Source organism: uncultured Microbulbifer sp. (assembly GCF_947498635.1).
In the GTDB taxonomy this organism is placed as follows: domain Bacteria; phylum Pseudomonadota; class Gammaproteobacteria; order Pseudomonadales; family Cellvibrionaceae; genus Microbulbifer; species Microbulbifer echini.
The window spans coordinates 84,516-100,521 of record NZ_CANMKV010000001.1; the positions used below are offsets into that span (position 1 = coordinate 84,516).

Here is a 16,006-nt window from a genome sequence, read left to right on the forward strand (position 1 = left end):
ATAATCCTGAAAGGAAACTGTTATGTATCAAGCTGCATGCCATCAAAATCCTGTTAATCCCGTTGCCATAACCCACCCCCAATGGCTACCAATCTGTCGACGTACAGATTTGGTCAGCAACTCTGGGGTGTGTGCCCTTTGGGGCGATACCTCCTCAAGCGAGACCGGTTATTCCGGTAAACCTGTGGACAAAAAGGGTATCGCCCTATTTTTTTTACCGGGCCAAAACCGACAGCTGTATGCCGTTGACAACTGGGACCCGATCGCACAAGCTGGAGTGATTTCGCGGGGAATTATCGCGGAGTTGGACGGTGAATTAACAATTGCCTCACCACTTTATAAACATCATTTTCGCCTTATCGATGGTGTTTGTATGGAAGATAACAATATCCAGCTCGATACTTACCCATTAGCTTTTAACGGGAATACCGTTTATATCGGTTGCAGTAAGATAGAATAATGGCAGTAAAGGAATACCTGAACGCGCAGCGCTCCTGCACCACCTGCCCCTATTGTGGCGTGGGTTGCGGAGTCACTATTAACAGGGAAGAGCGCGTAAACACCTCGGCAATTTCAGTTAGCGGTGATAGCCAGCATCCATCTAATTTTGGCCACCTCTGTGTCAAGGGATCTTCACTGGGAGAGACCCTCGGTGATAACGGGCGCTTGCTCCGCCCACAACTACACGGCGAGGCCAGTGACTGGGATACTGCCATGTCTTTTGTGGCTGGTGAGTTTGCCCGCAATATACGCGAACATGGCCCTGACTCTGTTGCATTCTACCTATCCGGGCAACTGCTCACAGAAGATTATTATGTTGCCAATAAATTAATGAAGGGATTTATTGGCAGCGCCAATATTGACACCAACTCGCGCCTTTGTATGTCCTCGGCAGTGGCCGGATACAAGCGCGCCTTTGGCGCGGATGCTGTACCCTGCTGCTACGGCGACCTGGAGCAAGCAGACCTCATTGTCTTAATTGGCTCCAATGCCGCCTGGACACACCCAATTCTGTTCCAGCGCATGCAGGCAGGCAAAGCAAAGCTGGTAGTGGTCGACCCCCGAGCCAGTGCTACCAGCGAGATGGCCGACTTGCACTTAGCAATTAATCCCGGTAGCGACGCCGCACTGTTTAATGGATTGTTGAATTTTCTCGCCGAACACAACCGCCTCAATCATCACTACATCCAGCAACATAGCCAAGGCTTTGAGCAGGCTCTGGCCGCGGCACAACACTGGTCCCTACAACAAACCGCCTTGAGTTGCGGAGTGCCCGCAGAACAGTTATTGGCTTTTTTCCGTTTATTTTCCGAAACGGAAAAAACCATCAGCTTTTACTCCCAGGGAATTAACCAATCCAGTAGTGGCACAGACAAAAATAATGCAATTATCAACTGTCATCTGGCTACGGGACGTATAGGCAAGACTGGGGCTGGTCCTTTTTCTATTACCGGTCAACCCAACGCCATGGGCGGTCGCGAGGTCGGTGGGCTGGCCAATATGCTCGCCGCACATATGGAGTTTAAAAGTGACGCTATCGACCGGGTGCGCCGTTTCTGGAATGCCCCCAATATGGCCCTCATCCCTGGATTAAAAGCGGTGGATATGTTCCGTGCAGTGGAGAGCGGTCAGATTAAGGCCATTTGGATTATGGCCACCAATCCCGCGGTAAGTATGCCCGAGGCGGAACGTGTAACCGAGGCACTGCGCAAGTGTCCCCTGGTCATTGTCTCTGACTGTGTTGCCGATACCGATACCGCACGCTGTGCCGATGTGCTACTGCCAGCCACTGGCTGGGGGGAGAAAAACGGTACTGTCACCAATGCCGAGCGACGCATCTCCCGCCAGCGATCTTTTCTCGATCCCGCGGGCGAAGCCCGTCACGACTGGCAAGCACTATGTGATCTGGCCAGCCGCCTGGGGTTTGCCCAACACTTCGACTTTACCCACCCTGCGGATATCTTTCGCGAGCATGCCCAGTTGTCCGGGTTTGAAAACAACGGGGCGCGCGCCTTTGATATCTCACTATTTAGCGACATCCAACGCATCGAATACGATGCCCTGCAGCCGGTACAGTGGCCGGTCAATCGCGAAAATCCCCAAGGCAGCGCGCGATTATTTGCCGATAGCAAATTTTTTACCGAAAGTGGCCGCGCTAATTTCGTAGCGATCACCCCTCGGATGCCCCAACAGCAAATAGACAGCAACCACCCTCTGTGGTTAAACAGCGGGCGTATGCGCGATCAGTGGCACACCATGACCCGCACCGGCCGTGCGCGCAAGTTGCTGGATCACAGTGAAATGGCCGAAATCCAAATCAATCCCGGAGATGCGCGCAAGTATGGGATAGACGAGGGCGCACTGGTAGAGCTGTACAATGCCCAGGGCACAATGTGCGGACGAGCAATACTCAACAGCGGTCAAAAGCCCGGTGAGTTATTCGCCCCGATCCACTGGAGCCAGACCCTGGCCCAAGCGTCAAAAGTCAGCGCCCTCACTCGTGCGGATGTGGATCCCATATCCGGGCAACCGGAGTTCAAGCAGGTGCCGGTACAACTGCGACCCCTAGCTTGTTCGAATTACGCCACCCTAATTTGCCCGGAGCCGGTAGGGGAAAATCTATGGCGCTGGTTGCAAACCCATGGAGACAAAACCCTGTTGCACTGGTACCGAGTGCCCTGTCAAAACGGCTATCGCTTTGAGTTGGCACTGAGTGCCCCGCTGAATGGGCGCCAACTGGGCAAGCAATTATTACAGAATCACCCTAACGTACAATGGCAGCACATAGAAACGCTGAATAGTCAACGATGGCTGGCCCACAGCGAGCAAATAGAGCTGCTTATTTTTGCCAGTAATGATTGGCAGATTCTCCCCGACCGACGCACTCTGGAGCGCTATCTGCAATTGGGACGGCCAAAAAACCCTGCGCAGCTTCTCCAGGCTATTTCCCCTGGGGAGCGCACCGTATGCACCTGTATGCAGGTAACTCGTCCACAAATTGAAGAAGCCATTGCTCAGGGTAATAACTCTGTGGAGGCACTGGGAGATTCCCTCGGTTGTGGTACTCGTTGCGGATCCTGTAAGCCGGAAATCTCTGCGCTATTGCGCACCACACTGAAAAAAACTGCACAGGGTCAGGGGGTGGCTGCGGCACTGGAAACAGAGATCGTCCAGTCCGAACAAGACCTGCGTGAGGCAAGAGAAAAGATTTATAGTGTCCAGGCCTGATTCCAGCCTTTCTGTCGAATTTACTGGACGTGGAGCCCGGTTTTCCCGATCGGCGCTCCGCGGAAAAAATATAAATCCGATCCCTAAGACGTCCTTCTCCCTCCGGGTGTCCGCTGACATCGGCACCATTCTCTAAACGGCTTCCCAAAGGGCCTTTGCCGTTAGGCCGATATAAGCGGGACAAATCCCAATCACCATCGCCCGTAAAATACTGGCGCAAATACGCGAATTTGTGGGTAATTCAGAGCATTTGTCGGCCTATCCTTAGCCCACATGAGCCCGCTCAATTGTTTGCCGGATGAATAACCGATCGCAACTTTCCACCGATCCGGGGATATGCCGTGTTTAATATTCAATATATCGACCACGTGGTGCTGCGCGTGCAATCCCTCTCCGCCATGCGCAATTTCTATGAGGACATTCTCGGTTGCACAATAGAGCGGGAAAACCCGGAGTTCGGCCTCTATCAATTGCGTGCCGGCCAGTGTCTGATTGACCTGGTTCCTGTAGACCAAGCCGCGGGCCGTGAAGGGGGCGCCGCACCGGGGCGAGAAGGGCGCAACCTGCATCACTTCTGCCTGCGCATAGACCCTTTCGAACCCGAAAAAATTACCGCCTTTCTGCGAGGGAAAAATATCCAGGTCTCGGCACTACAACAACGCTATGGCGCTGAGGGCATGGGGCCGTCCATTTATATTTCCGATCCCGAACAAAATCTGGTGGAACTCAAAGGGCCGCCAAGTAACCCAGCCTCAGTTCATCAATCATTCGCCCGAGAGACCTAAAATGAAATCCGAAGTGATCGATTACACGGTAGATGGTCAGTCCTATTCAGGCTATATCGTTTGGGATGACGCCATCAAAGAAAAACGCCCCGGAGTCATCCTGGTCCACGAGTGGTGGGGCCACAATGCCTTTGTGCGAGAGCAGGCAGAACAGGTCGCCCGACAGGGCTACTGCGCGTTTGCCGTGGATATTTTTGGCAGCGGAAAACAGACGGACGATCCCGCCGAGGCGCAACAGTATCGCGACGAGGCGCTAAAAAACCCTGTAGCTCTGGAAGCTTGCTTTCGCACCGCACTTACCCTGCTACAGCAACACGATCACGTGGAACCAACCCAGATCGCCGCGCAGGGCTACTGTTTCGGCGGCGGCGTGGCTTTAAGCATGGCGCGTCTCGGTTTGGCATTGCGCGGTGTTGTCAGTTTCCATGGCGCCCTGGCCAGCAAAATCAGCGCAGAAAAAGGCAAAATAACAGCGGAGCTACTGGTTTATACCGGCGGGGCTGACAGTATGATCCCGCCACCGCAGGTTGCCGCCTTCGTACAAGAAATGCAGGAAGCGGAAGCCAAATTCACCCTGGTCAGTTTCCCCGGTGTACTGCACGGTTTTACCAATCCTGTCGCCACTGAGCGCGGAGAGAAGTTTGGACTGCCCCTGGCCTATAACCGGGAAGCCGCACAAGATGCATGGCAGGGCACACTGGATTTTTACCAAAGGATATTCCAGTGAGTATTCTCGGGAAAAGACATTATCCAAGTAAGAACTTGTTGCCGAGCAAAATACTACCCCGCTATATGTCGCTCTCCAGGTAGTGCGCCCCACCGCCCTGCTCCGCTGCCCGGTCGCCGGGATTACGCAGGGGGCAGCTTTGCATAGAGAGGCAACCGCACCCAATGCAACCCTCCAGGCGATCGCGTAACTGGGTCAGCTGGCGAATGCGCTGATCCAGGTCCTCGCGCCAACCGGCGGAGAGTTTGGCCCAGTCTTTAGCGGTGGGGGTACGTCCATCCGGAAGGGTTGCCAGGGCCTGGCGAATTTCAGCGAGGGGAATACCAGTACTCTGCGCCACCTTGATAATCGCCACCCGTCGCAACACATCGCGCGAATAGCGCCGCTGGTTACCGCTGGTACGCCAGCTGCTGATCAGGCCTTTACTCTCATAAAAATGCAGCGCACTCACCGCTACATCACTGCGCTCGGCTACCTCGCCCACCGTCATTTCACCGCGGCCTTTCCTATCAAAACTGGCAACGGTTTTCTTTTTGTTGGTACCGCTCATGAAATCTCTCCCGCAGTATTGACCTCAACTTTACTTGAGGTTCTACACTGCCCGACATTCCAATGCAAGTCCGGGGAGAGCTCCGATGGTCAGTAACAGCAAGCAGATTTACCCAGTGCCCACAGAAAAACCCGTAACAAACACAACCACATTATTGGTCACAGTCCAAAGCCTGAGTATCAAACTCGCTGTGCACGAAGGGCTGTGGGCCTCGGCGGCTAGTGCCCCTGCCAAAGCGAGCATAGAGAAAAAAGGAGGGCACCGATGAGCGCCATCGGCGCGGTATCGCCCGGTGTAGCGGAGCCCATGATCCCCACGCAGAGACGCTTGACTCTCCTGTGTCTGGCGGCCCTCACGATCATGTCTGGAGCCACAGTAGCCCCCTCCCTACCCGCACTTGAGGCACACTTTGCCCAGCATGAAAACATCGCTCTGCTGAGCCGCCTGATACTGAGCCTGCCCGCTTTGATGATCGCCCTCTGCGCGCCACTAGCCGGATTGATTTCCGACCGCTATGGACGGCGCCGACTGCTGATAATGGCTGTCAGTATTTACACCCTGGCCGGCGCTTCGACGCTACTACAGGACAGCCTGGAAGGGCTGCTGGCCAGCCGCATACTGCTGGGTATCGCCGTAGCGGGCACCATGACTTCGGTCTCCGCCCTGGTGGGCGACTACTTCAGTCCCGCGCAAAGGCAGGTCTATATGAGCCAACAGGGCGCCTTTATCAGCCTCGGCGGCGTTGTCTGTCTTATGGCCGGAGGACTGCTGGCAGATATACACTGGCGTGCGCCCTTCGCTATTTACGCGGTGGCCATACTGCTGATCCCGGCGGTTTTGCGCTACCTGCCGGAACCCAGCCGTAACACCGCCCATCAAATGCGCAGTGGAGCCAAAAAGGAAACTCCCTATTGGCCGGCATTTGCGTTGCTACTCGGCGCGGCCATGTTCAATAGCCTGGCTTTTTTCCTAATTCCCACCCAGCTCCCTTTCCTATTGCAAGAGCTTGGTATCGACACCCCCAGCCTCGCGGGAATCGCCATTGCCACCAGTAACTTAGTGGGCGCCCTCGCCTCGTTGACACTCTATCCCCGCGCTCGTGATCACTTAGGCAAAACCGGGGTATTCGCCCTGGGGTTTGCCGTCATGGCTTTCGGCATGGGACTTATAGCCGGGGCAGAATCTTTGTATGCAGTAATGATTGCCACGGCGATTTACGGCGCGGGTATGGGAACACTGATTCCACATATATTCGCCACCGGCCTGGAATTGGCCGCGCCAACCCTGCGGGGACGCATATCTGGAGCGCTCGCCGCCAGTGTTTTTATCGGGCAATTTCTCTCCCCGCTGGTCAGCCAACCCTGGATCGACCGCTTCGGTCTCGCCAGTGGATTTTCCGCAGCCAGTTGTGCGTTAATCGTTTTCGCTGGCCTGGCGCTCACTCTACATTGGCTGAAACCCAAACCCTCCATGGAAATGAATTTGCAGTAGGATGTACACACGCCCGAAAACATTGTGACCAGGTCGCACTAAAGACTTTGGCAAGGAGAAAAAGTGGAACCCATAATTTCCATCAAGGGCCTCGGCAAAACTTACGCCGGGGGTTTTACCGCCCTGCAGAATATAGATTTAGAAATTCAGCGCGGTGAGATTTTCGCCCTGCTCGGCCCCAACGGCGCCGGCAAGACAACGTTGATCAGTATCGTGTGTGGCATCGTTAACCCAAGCCAGGGTAACGTTACCGTCAGTGACTTTGATATTCAGCGGGATTACCGCAGTGCCCGACGTGCAATTGGTTTGGTGCCCCAGGAAATTTCTACAGACTCCTTTGAAAGTGTGTGGGGAGCAGTCAAGTTCAGCCGCGGCCTGTTTGGCAAGCCACCCAACCCCGCCCACCTAGAAAAAATTCTGCGCCAACTTTCCCTGTGGGAGAAAAAAGACAACAAGATCATCACCCTATCGGGCGGTATGAAGCGTCGTCTGATGATCGCCAAAGCCCTCTCCCATGAACCCAGTGTACTCTTCCTGGATGAACCCACCGCAGGGGTCGATGTGGAGCTGCGCCAGGATATGTGGGAGATGGTGCGCGGCCTGCGGGATTCCGGGGTCACCGTAATCCTTACTACCCACTATATTGAGGAGGCCGAGGAAATGGCCGACCGCGTCGGGGTTATCAATCGTGGAGAGCTGGTACTGGTCGAGGATAAAAAAACCCTGATGCAGAAAATGGGGGAAAAGGAACTCAGCCTACAACTGCCGGAACCGCTGCAAAAAATTCCCGATAGCCTCGCCGATCTGCCACTGCGCCTGAACGGAGATGGCAGCCAGCTGATTTACCGCTTCGATATCAAGAGTGAAAACACCGGTATCGCCGAATTTCTGCGCCGCTTAAATTCGGCCAATATAGAGTTTCGCGATTTGCATACCAGGGAGAGCTCCCTCGAAGAAATTTTTGTTAACCTGGTGCACGGCGCACGCCGTGAGCATGAGAAACAGCTCAGTGGGGAGACTCAGGAATGAATCTGCATGGTATTGGAGCAATCTACAAGTTTGAAATGGCCCGCACCTGGCGCACGCTGATGCAAAGTATCGCCTCACCGGTGCTCTCTACTTCGTTGTACTTTATTGTGTTTGGCGCCGCCATCGGCTCGCGAATGGGAGAGGTCGAAGGGGTCAGCTACGGGGCTTTTATTATCCCCGGCCTAATTATGTTGGCTCTACTGGGAGAAAGCATTTCCAACGCTTCTTTCGGTATATTTTTCCCAAAATTTTCTGGAACCATTTACGAAGTGCTGTCGGCACCGGTATCGGCGTTTGAAATTGTTGCCGGCTATGTGGGCGCCGCCGCGACCAAGTCAATTCTGCTGGGTTTACTGATCCTGATCACCGCACGGTTTTTTGTGGACTATGAAATCCTGCACCCATTCTGGATGATCACATTCCTGGTGCTGACCGCCGTTACCTTTAGTCTGTTCGGATTTATCATCGGCATCTGGGCAGATGACTTCCAAAAACTGCAAGTCATCCCGCTGATGATCGTCACCCCACTGACGTTTCTCGGCGGCGCTTTCTACTCCATCAGCATGCTGCCGGAGTTCTGGCAAAAAGTGACCCTGTTTAACCCGGTGGTTTACCTGATCAGCGGGTTTCGCTGGGCTTTTTACGGTGTGTCCGATGTCAACCTGGGGCTCAGTGTCGGCATGACGTTACTCTTCCTTGTACTGTGCCTAACCACCATATGGTGGATTTTCCGCACCGGTTACCGGATTAAAACCTGAGTATTGAGCTGCGCGTATAACGGCGAATCACGAGGGGGGGAAGTGTCTGTGGCGCGGTGCGCTTTCGCGCTGCCGGACAACCCCACCGTGTGAACCTCTGCTCCTGCAGCTGGTGCAGGAAACGCACCGGCAGCTTGATCGGCGTGCCGGTATATTTCGACAGGCAAATGGTGAAGTTGCCCAGCAGTGCGCTAAAAACTCACCGACTGGAATCCGACGCCGGCCGCTGGATCGAATGCGGGTTCTGCACGCATTGCGGCGGTGCCCTCACCTGGACCTTACCGTTTATGCCCGTTGATGCCGGACAACCCGGTGCAATAGCCCCCTCAGCGGTACCCTCGCATAAATAAGGCCACCGCCCGGTGCACCCGCTCATGCCGCTCTGCTTCCGCCTGTACCTCGCAGCAACCGATCAGAACACGCATATGGCGGCAGCCCAGTAGTAGGCCCATAAAATGCTCGGCGGCTTCCGCCGGATCGTCCACCCGCAACTTGCCCATTTCGGTAGCGCGCTGTAGCAACTGCTCAATTTCCCGCAGGATACGTTGAGGACCCGCATCGAAAAATAACTGGGCCAGTTTCGAATTCTGCGACTCCTGTGAAGCCAGGGCGCACAAAAGCCGCAACAGGCGAATGCTATCTTCGCTGTCGACCATACCCAGAAAGGCCTGGCCAATGCGCTCCAGTACCTCCGCGACCGCGTCGCCCTCTTTCAGGTCAAAAATAGGCAGGGGCATCATCATTTCGCAACGGGACGTGATCGCCGCGCTAAATAGCGTCTCTTTGTCGGAGAAATGGCTGTACACCGTGAGCTTCGACACACCCGCCGCAGAGGCCACCGCATCCACACTGGTGGCGGCAAAACCCCGCGTCAGGAAAAGCTCTTTGGCGGCATCGAGAATGGCCTGGCGCTTGGCCGGGTCCTTGGGACGGCCGCGTTGGGCGGCTGCCTGAGATTGTTCAGACATAGCACTCCATATACTGGACTCTCCAGTTCAATAAACTTACTATACTCACCAGTATAACATTACCGGCCACTCGGCCATGACCTGTCCACTGCTGGACTTACCTTGTCACCTCGCCGTCGAGGAAGGGAGCCCTTATGTACCGATCGCTACTCTTCGCCGCATTATCGTTCAGTCTGTTGTTGTCCGCTTGTGCGCCATCAGAGCCCACTGAACAAGCGGAAAAACCTCGCCCTGCGGTCATGGTCCAACCGCAAGTGGCCAGCGCCCAACTGGATGCCTATCCCGGTGAGGTGCGCGCCCGCTTCGAACCGGCTCTGGCCTTTCGCATCAGTGGCAAGATCCAGCGGCGTCTGGTCAATGTAGGCGATCGCGTCGAACAGGGGCAGCCACTGGCTGAGCTGGATACCGAGGACCTGCTTCTGCAACTGGATTCCGCTCGCGCCCGCCTCACCTCGGCGGAAGCCGACCAGCGCCTGGCGAGCAGTGAACTGAGGCGCCACCGCAAACTGCTGGAACGCCAACTGGTGAGTCACTCCCAATTCGATGCGGTGGAAACCCGCTTTGAGGCCAGCGAGGCGCGTTTGCAGCAAGCGCAGGCACAACTCGACGTGGCCCGTAACCAGGCCGCCTACGCCGAGTTGAAAGCCCCGGAGAGCGGGGTCATCGCCCGCCGTATGGCGGAGGCCGGCCAGGTCGTGGCCGCCGGCCAGGGTATTTTCGAACTGGCCACCGACGGTGAGCGCGAAGTACGTATCGACCTGCCCGAGCAGGCCATCAGCCACTTCCGCGTGGGCCAGCCCCTTACTGTGGAACTCTGGTCACAACCGGGCAAGTCCTTCCCCGCCCAGGTGCGCGAACTCTCTCCCGCTGCAGATCCGGTATCGCGCACCTTTGAAGCGCGCGTGGCCTTTACCCAGCAAACCACCGGTATTGAAATAGGCCAGAGCGCCAGGGTTTTCGCGCCTAAAGCGACAACCACCGACATCCTGCAAGTGCCTATGTCGGCAGTGAGCGCCGATGAGGGCAAGGCCTTCGTATGGGTGCTGGAGCGCGAACACCAAATCCTGCACAAGACCGAAGTCACCGTGGGTCCCTATGGTCAGGAATTTGTACCGGTGTTCTCCGGCCTGAGCGCGGGCGATTGGATCGTCGCCGCCGGCACCCACCTGTTATTGGAGGGGCAGCAGGTGCGCCCTGTCGACCGCTTGAACCGCCCGATTGATCCAAACCGGGCCCTTGCCCAGCAGGATTGAGTGGCGATTCGCCCCCAAAAAGAACCTGACCCAGCGCCCCACAAAGGGGTGCTCCAACGAATTTGCCAAGGTGTGAACCGTACAATGCGGTCGCAGATCGAAATAGAGATATTGCCATGGGCTTTAACCTTTCTGAGTGGGCACTAAAAAACCGCCCACTGGTGCTCTACACCATGATCGTGCTGGCGCTGCTCGGCGCCGCCTCCTACACGCAACTGGGGCAGAGCGAAGACCCGCCCTTCACCTTCAAAGTGATGGTGATTAATACCTTGTGGCCAGGTGCCAGTGCCGAGGAAGTATCCCGCCAAATTACCGAGCGTGTGGAAAAAAAACTGCTGGAAACGGGTGACTACCAGCGTATCTCCTCTTTCTCCCGTCCCGGCCAATCCCAAGTGCTATTTGTCGCCCGCGACGATATGCACTCACGGGATATTCCCGACCTCTGGTACCAGGTGCGTAAAAAGGTCAACGATATTCGCCACACACTGCCCCAGGATATCCAGGGTCCATTTTTTAACGACGAATTCGGCACGACCTTCGGCAATATCTATGCACTGACCGGCAGTGGTTTCGATTACGCCCTGATGAAGGATTATGCCGAGCGCCTGCAGCTATCACTACAGCGCGTAAAGAATGTGGGCAAGGTGGAACTCCTGGGCTTGCAGGACGAAAAAATCTGGGTGGAGATTTCCAACACCAAGCTCGCCTCTTTGGGTATTCCCCTCAGCGCGGTACAGAGCGCCCTGCAATCCCAAAATCAGGTAGCCGATGCCGGCTTTATCGACACGGTGAGCGACCGCGTACGTATCCGTGTCAGCGGCCAGTTTCACTCGGTCGATGAAATTCGTCGCTTCCCCATTAGCGCCGGCGGCCGCACCCAGAGGCTTGGGGATATTGCCGAGGTGTACCGCGGCTTTAGCGACCCCGCTCAACCGCGCATGCGCTTTATGGGGGAAGATGCCATCGGCCTGGCCGTCTCCATGAAAGAAGGCGGCGATATCCTCAAGCTGGGAAAGCAACTCGACACGGCCTTTATCGAACTGCAGGAAGACCTGCCTATCGGCATGCAGCTGCACAAAGTGTCCGATCAACCCGCGGCGGTAAAACGCGGTGTGGGAGAGTTCCTGCAGGTATTGGTGGAGGCACTGGGCATTGTACTGCTGGTGAGCTTCTTCTCCCTCGGCAGTCGCCCCGGCCTGATTGTGGCGCTGTCGATTCCGCTGGTGCTGGCCATGACTTTTGCACTGATGAATTACTTCGATATCGGCCTGCACAAAATTTCCCTGGGTGCCCTGGTGCTCGCCCTCGGCCTGATGGTGGACGACGCCATTATCGCCGTGGAAATGATGGCGATAAAAATGGAGCAGGGATTTAGTCGCCTAAAGGCGGCCGGTTTCGCCTGGACCAGTACCGCCTTCCCCATGCTCACCGGTACGCTAATTACCGCCGCCGGTTTTCTACCTATCGCCACCGCCCAGTCTGGCACCGGTGAATATACGCGTTCCATTTTCCAGGTCGTCACCCTTTCTCTTATGGTCTCCTGGATTGCCGCGGTGGTCTTTGTGCCCTATCTGGGGCACTACCTACTACCCAACCTCGCGCGCCACAGCCACAGCGGCGAAGTCCAGGACCCCTATCAAAAACCCTTTTATCAGCGTTTCCGCCGCCTGATCACCTGGTGTCTGCACCACCGCAAAACGGTGATTGTGGCAACGCTGGCAATTTTTATCGGCGCCCTGGCCCTGTTCCGCCTGGTGCCACAACAGTTCTTCCCCTCTTCCGGCCGCCTGGAACTGCTGGTGGACTTAAAGCTGGCCGAGGGCGCCTCACTGAAATCCACCGAGTACCAGGCCAAACGCCTGGAGGCGCTACTGGATAAGAACGAACAGGTGGAAAACTATGTGGTTTATGTGGGCACTGGCTCACCGCGCTTCTACCTGCCACTGGACCAGCAGCTACCGGCCGCCAGTTTTGCCCAGTTTGTGGTAATGACCCGCAGTGTAGAAGAGCGCGAACAGGTACGTCGCTGGTTGATCGAAACCATGCAGGGGGAATTCCCCACTCTGCGCAGCCGTGTGTCCCGCCTCGAAAATGGTCCACCAGTTGGCTACCCCGTACAATTTCGCCTCTCCGGCGAACACATTGGTGAAGTGCGTCACTTAGCCCGCCAGGTGGCCGCGCGCGTGCGGGAGAACGCCAAGGTTACCAATGTGCACCTGGATTGGGAGGAGCCCAGCAAGACCGTCAACTTAAATATCGACCAGGACCGCGCCCGCACCATGGGCGTAAACAGCGCCTCGCTATCCCGCGCCTTGCAGAGCTCCCTCACCGGTATCACCGTGAGCCAATACCGCGAGGACAACGAACTGATTGATGTGCGTGTGCGCGGCGACGAGCAAGAGCGCTACGCCCTGGGTCAGCTTGGCAACTTGGCCGTACAGACCGACAGCGGTCGCAGTGTGCCGCTCAATCAAATTGCCACCCTCGAATACGGCTTCGAGGAGGGCATCATCTGGCACCGCGATCGATTACCTACAGTAACCGTGCGCGCCGATATCTACGGTAAGGAACTGCCCGCTAGCGTAGTGAACGAAGTCTGGCCGCGCCTGCAGGGTATTCGCGACCAACTGCCACCGGGTTACCTGCTGGAAGTGGGCGGCAGCGTGGAAGAATCCGAGCGCGGGCAGCAATCGGTGAATGCGGGCATGCCATTGTTTGTTTTGGTGGTGTTCACCCTGTTAATGCTGCAGCTGCGCAGTATGTCGCTGTCCACCATGGTGTTCCTCACGGCGCCTCTGGGGCTGATCGGAGTCACACTGTTTCTGTTGCTGTTTGGCAAACCCTTCGGCTTCGTGGCCATGCTCGGCACCATCGCCCTGGCCGGCATGATTATGCGCAACTCGGTGATCCTGATAGATCAGATCCAACAGGATATCAGCCAGGGGCTGAGTGCCTGGGAGGCGATCATTGAGTCCACTGTGCGACGCTTCCGCCCCATCGTGTTGACCGCTCTCACCGCCGTACTGGCAATGATCCCTCTGTCGCGCAGTGATTTCTTCGGCCCCATGGCCGTCGCCATTATGGGTGGACTGATTGTGGCCACCGGGTTGACCCTGATCTTCCTGCCAGCGCTATACGCCGCCTGGTTCCGCGTACGCGAAGAAGACAAAGAAAACACTGTGGATAGCTCATCAAACCTGGGCAGTGCTGAACCACAGGCATCCGCATAGAAAAGATCGCCCGCCTAAGTTCTGGTAAAACCAAACCGAAAAGGCCCGGATATCTCTATCCGGGCCTTTTTTATTGAGATAAGCCAAAAAAGCTATCAATAAACGTCCATTAGGATTTCTTCGGTTTTGCTGCCAGGGAATCGTAAACAATGCCCGTCCAGATATCCGGGGTCATAAAGCCCTGGCCAAACTTGTCATCGAAATCCTTGGTAGGCTTGGCAGCAACCACCTGATCGCGGCTTTTTCCACTATCGACCAACCTCTGGATACGATCGCGCAGGGTCGCCAGCATATCCCGCTGCACTTTCAACTCGGCGGGATTACTCAAGGGGCCATGCCCGGGAATAATTTTGGTGTTTTTTCCAGACAGCGCCAGGGCAGTATCCATCGCTTCAATCATGCCATCGACAGAGCCGCCGGAAGATACGTCGATAAATGGATAGGTACCATTAAAATAGATATCCCCCATATGAATCACATCGGCGTCGGTAAAATGCACAATGGAATCACCATCGGTGTGGGCAGGACCCACATGTTGTACCCGTACCTTATCGCCATTCCAGTGAAAGGTGGTGGCGTCGGTGAAGGTTATTACCGGTAACGCCGCCGCCGGCGAAGGCTCAACCTTACGCTTGAAGGCCGTAATAAACTGTTCGCTACTGACCCTTTTGCGCACATTTTCATGAGCCACAATCAGGGCACCACTTTTGCCCAGGTTTTCATTGCCGCCGGTGTGATCACCGTGCCAATGCGTATTAATAACAAATCGTAATGGCTGATCCGCCAAGCCCGCTATCGTCTTCTGTATTTTCGCGGTGAGTGGCGCATACTGGTCGTCCACCATAAAAGTGCCGTCCTCGCCCACCAGTACGGCGATATTGCCACCGGCCCCCTTGAGCATATAGACATTGCCCGCCACGGGTTCACTGCTAATCTCCACCTTGGCAAAGCGATCCTCCGCCAACGCTGGAACGCTCAAAAGCGACACCAGCAGCGCCGCAATACCTGCTATCTGTTTCATTAAAAAATCCTTGTTGTTATTTTCAAAGGCTATGGACCAGCCGCTTTGGGGACGCCACCGGCTGTCGGCCGGGAAGCAAGGCCATCAAGATATCCGGTCGATCGGTGACAATACCATCCACACCCAGATCGATGTAGTGCTGCAAATCGGCCCAACCATTCACCGTCCACACAGAGACGTGTAGGTTCCGCTTGCGCGCCGCACGTAAGGTACCCCTGGTGACGACATCGAGGCCAAAATATTGCATGGGTAGCTGCATCGTCTGATAGTTCGGTGCCAACAAGTTTTCTGCGCGCAATAGCTGCGCAAAAAATAAAAGCGCCGCCTCCCAACTTGTAGACCCCGTGGCCGTACCGGGGCTCAGACATCGAAACTCGCGAATTACACCCACGTGAAAAGAGGAAACAATAACCTGGCTTTTTTTACCTGTGCGCTCGAGTAAATCATTCAATACTTGTGCCGCCCGATACTGCCCACTTTTCAAGTCCAGTATCAGCGGTGTAGAGCCCACCACCTTTAGGGCCTCTTCCAGCGTCACAATTCTCAGTGGAGCTTCCCGATAAGGATAAGTCAGTCCATCACGACTCCAGTGATAAGCAACATTCAGTTTGCGCAGTTGCGCTAGGGTCATTTCCTCTATAGAACCACTACCATCGGTTGTGTCGTTCAAGTCGGGATCGTGCTGCAGAATCAGGTGTCCGTCGGCACTGAGCCACAGATCTACCTCGACAGCATCCACGCCTAGTGCCACCATTTTTTGTAAGTAAATGAGGGTATTGCCCGGAAAAATTCCATTGCCACAGTCATTGCCATGGGCAATTACCATTGGCCCCTTGAGCGCAGGCAACTTAAGTGCAGAGCTAGGCGCGACACCGGAGCGCGCATAAATGAAAAGCACAAGTACTATGACACAGAAAAGAAGTAGCGTTGACATGTATTCCTGCCATCCAAACCCGATATTCGTAA

The 16,006-nt window shown here is 55.6% G+C and carries 14 protein-coding genes; 10 read left to right on the plus strand and 4 right to left on the minus strand.

Features of this window, described 5'->3' with window-relative positions; translation table 11 throughout:
• Positions 1 to 22: 22 nt before the first annotated feature.
• The 4 genes from nirD to Q1A69_RS00385 all read left to right on the plus strand — a co-directional run bounded on the left by nirD (position 23) and on the right by Q1A69_RS00385 (position 4,740).
• Entirely contained in the window at positions 23 to 460 is a 438-nt protein-coding gene (gene nirD, locus Q1A69_RS00370) for a nitrite reductase small subunit NirD (RefSeq protein ID WP_299579372.1), read from the plus strand.
• Positions 460 to 3,228 (plus strand): nitrate reductase, encoded by a 2,769-nt coding sequence (locus Q1A69_RS00375; protein WP_299579375.1) that lies wholly within the window; start codon positions 460 to 462, stop codon positions 3,226 to 3,228. Before nirD ends, Q1A69_RS00375 begins: the two co-directional genes overlap by 1 nt.
• 341 nt (positions 3,229 to 3,569) lie before the next feature.
• The gene (locus tag Q1A69_RS00380) at positions 3,570 to 4,013 is read left to right on the plus strand and encodes a VOC family protein (protein ID WP_299579378.1); all 444 of its coding nucleotides are present in this window, start codon (positions 3,570 to 3,572) and stop codon (positions 4,011 to 4,013) included.
• A gap of 1 nt (position 4,014) precedes the next feature.
• The gene (locus Q1A69_RS00385; RefSeq protein ID WP_299579381.1) at positions 4,015 to 4,740 is read left to right on the plus strand and encodes a dienelactone hydrolase family protein; all 726 of its coding nucleotides are present in this window, start codon (positions 4,015 to 4,017) and stop codon (positions 4,738 to 4,740) included.
• A 61-nt stretch (positions 4,741 to 4,801) separates the two neighbouring features.
• Here Q1A69_RS00385 and soxR read toward each other — a convergent pair whose 3' ends face one another.
• The gene (gene soxR, locus Q1A69_RS00390; RefSeq protein WP_299579384.1) at positions 4,802 to 5,290 is read right to left on the minus strand and encodes a redox-sensitive transcriptional activator SoxR; all 489 of its coding nucleotides are present in this window, start codon (positions 5,288 to 5,290) and stop codon (positions 4,802 to 4,804) included.
• 264 nt (positions 5,291 to 5,554) lie between these two features.
• Here soxR and Q1A69_RS00395 point away from each other — a divergent pair, with 264 nt between their 5' ends.
• The 4 genes from Q1A69_RS00395 to Q1A69_RS00410 all read left to right on the plus strand — a co-directional run bounded on the left by Q1A69_RS00395 (position 5,555) and on the right by Q1A69_RS00410 (position 8,918).
• Entirely contained in the window at positions 5,555 to 6,781 is a 1,227-nt protein-coding gene (locus Q1A69_RS00395) for an MFS transporter (protein ID WP_299579387.1), read from the plus strand.
• Between the two features lie 63 nt (positions 6,782 to 6,844).
• Positions 6,845 to 7,810 carry an ABC transporter ATP-binding protein gene (locus Q1A69_RS00400; protein ID WP_299579390.1) on the plus strand — a complete coding sequence of 322 codons (966 nt, stop codon included), beginning with the start codon at positions 6,845 to 6,847 and terminating at the stop codon, positions 7,808 to 7,810.
• Positions 7,807 to 8,568: an ABC transporter permease gene (locus Q1A69_RS00405; protein WP_299579392.1), complete on the plus strand. Its 762-nt coding sequence runs from the start codon at positions 7,807 to 7,809 to the stop codon at positions 8,566 to 8,568. Before Q1A69_RS00400 ends, Q1A69_RS00405 begins: the two co-directional genes overlap by 4 nt.
• Positions 8,569 to 8,624: 56 nt before the next feature.
• A complete protein-coding gene (locus Q1A69_RS00410; RefSeq protein WP_299579395.1) occupies positions 8,625 to 8,918 on the plus strand; it encodes a GFA family protein in 294 nt (97 codons plus the stop codon).
• Here the strand turns inward: Q1A69_RS00410 and Q1A69_RS00415 are convergent.
• Positions 8,895 to 9,536: a TetR/AcrR family transcriptional regulator gene (locus tag Q1A69_RS00415; RefSeq protein ID WP_299579398.1), complete on the minus strand. Its 642-nt coding sequence runs from the start codon at positions 9,534 to 9,536 to the stop codon at positions 8,895 to 8,897. The genes Q1A69_RS00410 and Q1A69_RS00415 overlap by 24 nt on opposite strands.
• 134 nt (positions 9,537 to 9,670) lie before the next feature.
• Between Q1A69_RS00415 and Q1A69_RS00420 the strand changes: the two genes are divergently transcribed.
• Positions 9,671 to 10,789: an efflux RND transporter periplasmic adaptor subunit gene (locus Q1A69_RS00420; protein ID WP_299579401.1), complete on the plus strand. Its 1,119-nt coding sequence runs from the start codon at positions 9,671 to 9,673 to the stop codon at positions 10,787 to 10,789.
• A gap of 116 nt (positions 10,790 to 10,905) precedes the next feature.
• Complete coding sequence (locus tag Q1A69_RS00425) at positions 10,906 to 14,019, plus strand: efflux RND transporter permease subunit (RefSeq protein WP_299579404.1); 3,114 nt, start codon at positions 10,906 to 10,908, stop codon at positions 14,017 to 14,019.
• A gap of 109 nt (positions 14,020 to 14,128) precedes the next feature.
• Here Q1A69_RS00425 and Q1A69_RS00430 read toward each other — a convergent pair whose 3' ends face one another.
• Together Q1A69_RS00430 and Q1A69_RS00435 are read right to left on the minus strand one after the other, a co-directional pair.
• Positions 14,129 to 15,040: an MBL fold metallo-hydrolase gene (locus Q1A69_RS00430; RefSeq protein WP_299579408.1), complete on the minus strand. Its 912-nt coding sequence runs from the start codon at positions 15,038 to 15,040 to the stop codon at positions 14,129 to 14,131.
• A gap of 22 nt (positions 15,041 to 15,062) precedes the next feature.
• Positions 15,063 to 15,974, minus strand: a complete 912-nt coding sequence (locus Q1A69_RS00435) for a glycerophosphodiester phosphodiesterase (protein WP_299579410.1) — start codon at positions 15,972 to 15,974, stop codon at positions 15,063 to 15,065.
• Positions 15,975 to 16,006 lie beyond the last annotated feature (32 nt).

Bases quoted from the DNA above. Each gene is read 5' to 3' on its own strand.
- Q1A69_RS00385 (WP_299579381.1), top strand. From the start codon at position 4,015: ATGAAATCCGAAGTGATCGATTACACGGTAGATGGTCAGTCCTATTCA.
- soxR (WP_299579384.1), bottom strand. From the start codon at position 5,290: ATGAGCGGTACCAACAAAAAGAAAACCGTTGCCAGTTTTGATAGGAAA.
- Q1A69_RS00420 (WP_299579401.1), top strand. From the start codon at position 9,671: ATGTACCGATCGCTACTCTTCGCCGCATTATCGTTCAGTCTGTTGTTG.
- Q1A69_RS00435 (WP_299579410.1), bottom strand. From the start codon at position 15,974: ATGTCAACGCTACTTCTTTTCTGTGTCATAGTACTTGTGCTTTTCATT.
- Q1A69_RS00375 (WP_299579375.1), top strand. From the start codon at position 460: ATGGCAGTAAAGGAATACCTGAACGCGCAGCGCTCCTGCACCACCTGC.
- nirD (WP_299579372.1), top strand. From the start codon at position 23: ATGTATCAAGCTGCATGCCATCAAAATCCTGTTAATCCCGTTGCCATA.
- Q1A69_RS00395 (WP_299579387.1), top strand. From the start codon at position 5,555: ATGAGCGCCATCGGCGCGGTATCGCCCGGTGTAGCGGAGCCCATGATC.
- Q1A69_RS00415 (WP_299579398.1), bottom strand. From the start codon at position 9,536: ATGTCTGAACAATCTCAGGCAGCCGCCCAACGCGGCCGTCCCAAGGAC.
- Q1A69_RS00405 (WP_299579392.1), top strand. From the start codon at position 7,807: ATGAATCTGCATGGTATTGGAGCAATCTACAAGTTTGAAATGGCCCGC.
- Q1A69_RS00425 (WP_299579404.1), top strand. From the start codon at position 10,906: ATGGGCTTTAACCTTTCTGAGTGGGCACTAAAAAACCGCCCACTGGTG.
- Q1A69_RS00430 (WP_299579408.1), bottom strand. From the start codon at position 15,040: ATGAAACAGATAGCAGGTATTGCGGCGCTGCTGGTGTCGCTTTTGAGC.